Source organism: Crocosphaera watsonii WH 8501, assembly GCF_000167195.1.
GTDB classification, from domain to species: Bacteria; Cyanobacteriota; Cyanobacteriia; order Cyanobacteriales; family Microcystaceae; genus Crocosphaera; species Crocosphaera watsonii.
Map to the genome: position 1 here is coordinate 1 of NZ_AADV02000249.1, position 4,253 is coordinate 4,253.

General features: G+C 39.1%; 5 protein-coding genes and 1 pseudogene. 4 read left to right on the forward strand and 2 right to left on the reverse strand.

All coding sequences use genetic code 11. The features are described 5' to 3' along the window. Positions 1-511, forward strand: a 511-nt coding sequence (locus CWATDRAFT_RS30030; protein ID WP_007308489.1) for a photosynthetic reaction center family protein, incomplete at its 5' end; no start/stop codon positions are given. Next, a complete protein-coding gene (gene psbC / locus CWATDRAFT_RS30035) occupies positions 495-1,871 on the forward strand; it encodes a photosystem II reaction center protein CP43 (protein WP_007308490.1) in 1,377 nt (458 codons plus the stop codon). The genes CWATDRAFT_RS30030 and psbC, both read left to right, overlap by 17 nt. A 55-nt stretch (positions 1,872-1,926) precedes the next feature. Here the strand turns inward: psbC and CWATDRAFT_RS30040 are convergent, their stop codons facing one another. Then, a complete protein-coding gene (locus tag CWATDRAFT_RS30040) occupies positions 1,927-2,784 on the reverse strand; it encodes a glycosyltransferase family 2 protein (RefSeq protein ID WP_007308493.1) in 858 nt (285 codons plus the stop codon). Between the two features lie 112 nt (positions 2,785-2,896). Next, positions 2,897-3,292: a hypothetical protein gene (locus CWATDRAFT_RS30045; RefSeq protein ID WP_007308492.1), complete on the reverse strand. Its 396-nt coding sequence runs from the start codon at positions 3,290-3,292 to the stop codon at positions 2,897-2,899. Positions 3,293-3,371: 79 nt separating this feature from the next. Between CWATDRAFT_RS30045 and CWATDRAFT_RS41220 the strand changes: the two genes are divergently transcribed. Next, positions 3,372-3,494: a hypothetical protein gene (locus tag CWATDRAFT_RS41220; protein WP_268743267.1), complete on the forward strand. Its 123-nt coding sequence runs from the start codon at positions 3,372-3,374 to the stop codon at positions 3,492-3,494. Between the two features lie 113 nt (positions 3,495-3,607). Next, positions 3,608-4,084 (forward strand): annotated as a pseudogene (locus tag CWATDRAFT_RS30050) (DUF4277 domain-containing protein); the annotation flags it as partial. Between the last annotated feature and the right edge of the window lie 169 nt (positions 4,085-4,253).

The following is a 4,253-nucleotide window of genomic DNA, read 5'->3' on the forward strand; positions in this document are numbered from 1 at the left end:
TTTTTACAAAGGGTACCACAACTGGACATTTAACCCCTTCCACATGATGGGAGTAGCAGGTGTATTAGGTGGAGCATTACTCTGTGCTATTCACGGTGCAACAGTAGAAAATACCCTATTTGAAGATGGTGAACAAGCTAACACTTTCCGTGCTTTTGAACCTACTCAAGCAGAAGAAACCTACTCCATGGTGACTGCAAACCGTTTCTGGTCTCAGATTTTCGGAATTGCTTTCTCCAACAAACGTTGGTTACACTTCTTCATGTTATTCGTACCCGTAACAGGGTTATGGATGAGTGCCATTGGTATCGTTGGTTTAGCCTTAAACCTACGTGCTTATGACTTTGTCTCTCAAGAATTACGGGCAGCAGAAGACCCCGAGTTCGAGACATTCTACACCAAAAACATTTTATTAAACGAAGGTCTGAGAGCTTGGATGGCTCCTCAAGACCAACCCCATCAAAACTTTGTATTCCCTGAGGAGGTACTGCCCCGTGGTAACGCTCTCTAACTCTGGCGTTGGTCGTGATCTGGAATCTAGCGGTTTCGCTTGGTGGTCAGGCAATGCTCGTCTGATTAACCTTTCCGGTAAACTTCTAGGCGCCCACGTCGCTCACGCTGGTTTAATCGTATTCTGGGCCGGTGCGATGACTTTGTTTGAAACCGCCCACTTTGTCCCTGAAAGGCCCATGTATGAACAGGGCTTAATCCTTCTTCCCCACATTGCTACCCTCGGTTGGGGTGTAGGCCCTGCTGGTGAAGTTATTAATACCTTCCCCTTCTTCGTTGCGGGAGTATTACACTTAATCTCTTCTGCCGTTCTTGGTTTCGGTGGTATTTACCACGCCTTAAGAGGTCCTGAAACTTTAGAAGAGTATTCCAGTTTCTTCGGTTATGACTGGAAAGATAAGAACCAAATGACCAACATTATTGGTTATCACCTCATTCTCTTAGGAGGTGGTGCGCTATTGTTGGTGTTCAAAGCCATGTTCTTTGGCGGTGTCTATGACACTTGGGCTCCTGGTGGCGGAGATGTGCGTGTGATTACTAATCCTACTTTGAACCCCGCAATTATTTTCGGCTATCTGCTGAAAGCACCTTTCGGGGGAGAAGGTTGGATCGTTGGTGTGGACAACATGGAAGATATTATTGGCGGCCATATTTGGGTTGGCTTAATTTGTATCTTCGGTGGTGTTTGGCACATCTTAACCAAGCCTTTTGGTTGGGCCCGTCGTGCTTTCGTCTGGTCTGGTGAAGCTTACCTTTCTTACAGTTTAGGCGCGTTATCCTTAATGGGTTTCATCGCTTCTGTAATGGTTTGGTACAACAACACCGCTTATCCCAGTGAATTCTTCGGTCCTACTGGTATGGAAGCTTCTCAGTCCCAAGCATTCACCTTCTTGGTTCGTGACCAAAGAATGGGTGCTAACATCGGTTCTGCTCAAGGTCCTACCGGTTTAGGTAAATATTTAATGCGTTCTCCCACTGGTGAAATTATCTTCGGTGGTGAAACCATGCGTTTCTGGGACTTCCGTGGTCCTTGGTTAGAGCCTTTACGTGGGCCTAACGGTTTAGATTTAGATAAGTTAAGAAACGACATTCAGCCTTGGCAAGTACGCCGCGCTGCTGAATACATGACCCATGCTCCTTTAGGTTCTTTGAACTCTGTGGGTGGGGTTATTACCGACGTTAACTCTTTTAACTACGTTTCTCCCCGTGCGTGGTTAGCGACTTCTCACTTTACTCTCGGTTTCTTCTTCCTCATTGGTCACTTATGGCACGCTGGACGTGCGCGGGCGGCCGCTGCTGGATTTGAGAAAGGGATTGATCGTGAGAGCGAACCCGCACTATCTATGCCTGATATTGACTAATATTTAGGTTAAACGATTTTTAAAACCCTGCTTTTTGAGCAGGGTTTTTTCTGTTCTAAATAGTATCCCTGTCTATACATCCAGGAAATCCTAAGAAAAATGAGGGTCTAATTTGCCAAAAACCATCAGAAGAATCCGCATTTCTTCTAATAATCTTCTGTCCACAATAACCGTAATTTTTAATAATTGATCCTCTGAATTTAGGTAATCGACATAAAGAAGAGTTAAAAGCAATATCTCGAATTTTATTTGGTGACCATTCGAGTTTTTCTCTAAGCTTTTCAAGAGATTGTTGTGCCTCTTGACTATAGGTTTTAATCTGACGACTTTTTTGCTGATGTTGACTACGAAAACCCCCCAAAGGGGAGTCAACTCCATATAAATCACTATATTGATAAAATCTAGACCATAAATCAAAATCCCCAGCTAAGGGAAAATCGAGAGAAATATAACCCCCAATCTTCTCCCAAAGACTTCGTTTCCAAAAAGTGGATTCTTGTTGTATCCAGCCAATACGTTGTTCCCTAAAAGCTGAGGGTAAATAACGTCCGTCTAAAAATCCCTCTTTTGAATAACCTGGTATGGTTTTGACATGGAGACAAAATCCTTGCCAATCCCAAATAATGGGCTTAAGTGTTGTTAACCACTCTACTTCAGATAATTGGGAAAAAACACTGGCCACTGTTCTTAAGGCCCAAGGACAATACAGATCATCACTATTTAGCCAAGCCATAATCTCACCCGTAGCATGAGACAATCCCTTGTTAATGCCATCATAGTGACCATCATCTTCCTCACTACACCAATAATGCAAATATTTTTCATATTTTTTAATTATTTCTATACTGCCATCCGTTGAGCCTCCATCAATAATTATGTATTCTAAATTGGTTGGACTTTGGATAAAAAACAATTGTTAGCGTAAATTTTACGCTAAACATATCTCCAGAGCTAAAATAGAGAATTAAGGTGATTTTAAAAACTCTCTTTCCATCTTTTTAGGGGATTTTAAATATTAAATAGCTTCATTCAGTTTCGGTTCCAATATAGATATCTAAGTAGCTTTCAGTTAGAGATTGAATGACTCGTTCTAATTCATCAATGAGATTTCTTCTAGTGAGTTTTTCTACAGCATCAATATGAGCAGAACTTCCGGCTCGTCCTAAATATTTATATTTGGTTTTTTTCTCATTATTAGTGGCCATAGGAAAAATTGATTCAGCAGCCTGTAGTTTATAATACCAGTAGATTGTTCCCTTTCCATTAACCTGATAACGAATAATATGACAATTAGCTGGTGCTATTTCCCCTTCCCGTTCAATTTTCTTTATTTTCTGTTTAAGAGAGCGAATTAGATTCTTAATTTGTTTGGCTCTCAGGTGGACATCTTGACTGGTCTTAAGTTCGGAATGTGATGACATTAGCCTTAACTGTAACAAACAACCTCTTTTGATGTTAGCGTATATATTCCGCTAATTTATAAGGTAATAAATTTTAAAAATGACCAAAAATGAAACGGCTACGTCTGTCGAGGAATTCCTGGTGTGGAGGTCTAACCTCTTCCAAGGACTAAAAGCTAGAAAAGAAACTATTATAGCCCAGATTCCGCACTTCAAAAAGTAGCATTAAATACTACAAGCCTGGGGTTAATAATTAAGTATAATTGCTTGAGCTCTTGAAGACAAAAAAGTGGGATAATTGTTTAAGTTGTTTCCTCTGTAAAAAAAGAGCGAAAAATGTCTTATTTAGAAGAAATACAAGTTAAAAATTTAGACCATTTAGGGATAGTAGCTGGTTTAATTGATGAAATAGGAATAGTCAAAATAATTAATAATAAATTAGGAATAGATGTTAGAGAAAAAATCTCAGCAGGTACAGTAGTTAAGTCTATTTTAATCAATGGACTAGGATTTGTTTCAAGACCTCTATATTTATTCAGTCAGTTTTTTCAAGATAAAGCCATTGAGAAATTGTTAGGAGAAAGAATCAAACCTGATTACCTTAATGATGATAAAATTGGGAGAGTAATGGATGAATTATATAAATATGGACTAAATGATATTTTTATTTGAGTAGTTTTAGAAGTAATTTAAAAATTTAAAATAGACCTAAAATACTCCCATTTAGATTCACATCATTTCATTAGATGGAGATTTTAAAGGGAGAAGATAAGAGAACCCGGAGAAGAAAAATATTTAAAAAGACCATTTTTTTAAGAAGGAATTCTCGGAATCTAGACCGACTTAAACAATGGGCTTGAATTTATAACAGGCAAAAGGGAAAATTCCATTATTTTAAAATTGGAAAGGAATTAATCTAAAAACCGGATTTGAAACCTTTTTGGAATTCAAAGCAAAAAAGTTGAAAAACCCGGGTTGGAAA

Coding starts and splice junctions, on each gene's coding strand:
- CWATDRAFT_RS30045 (WP_007308492.1), bottom strand. CDS start 3,292: ATGTCATCACATTCCGAACTTAAGACCAGTCAAGATGTCCACCTGAGA.
- CWATDRAFT_RS41220 (WP_268743267.1), top strand. CDS start 3,372: ATGACCAAAAATGAAACGGCTACGTCTGTCGAGGAATTCCTGGTGTGG.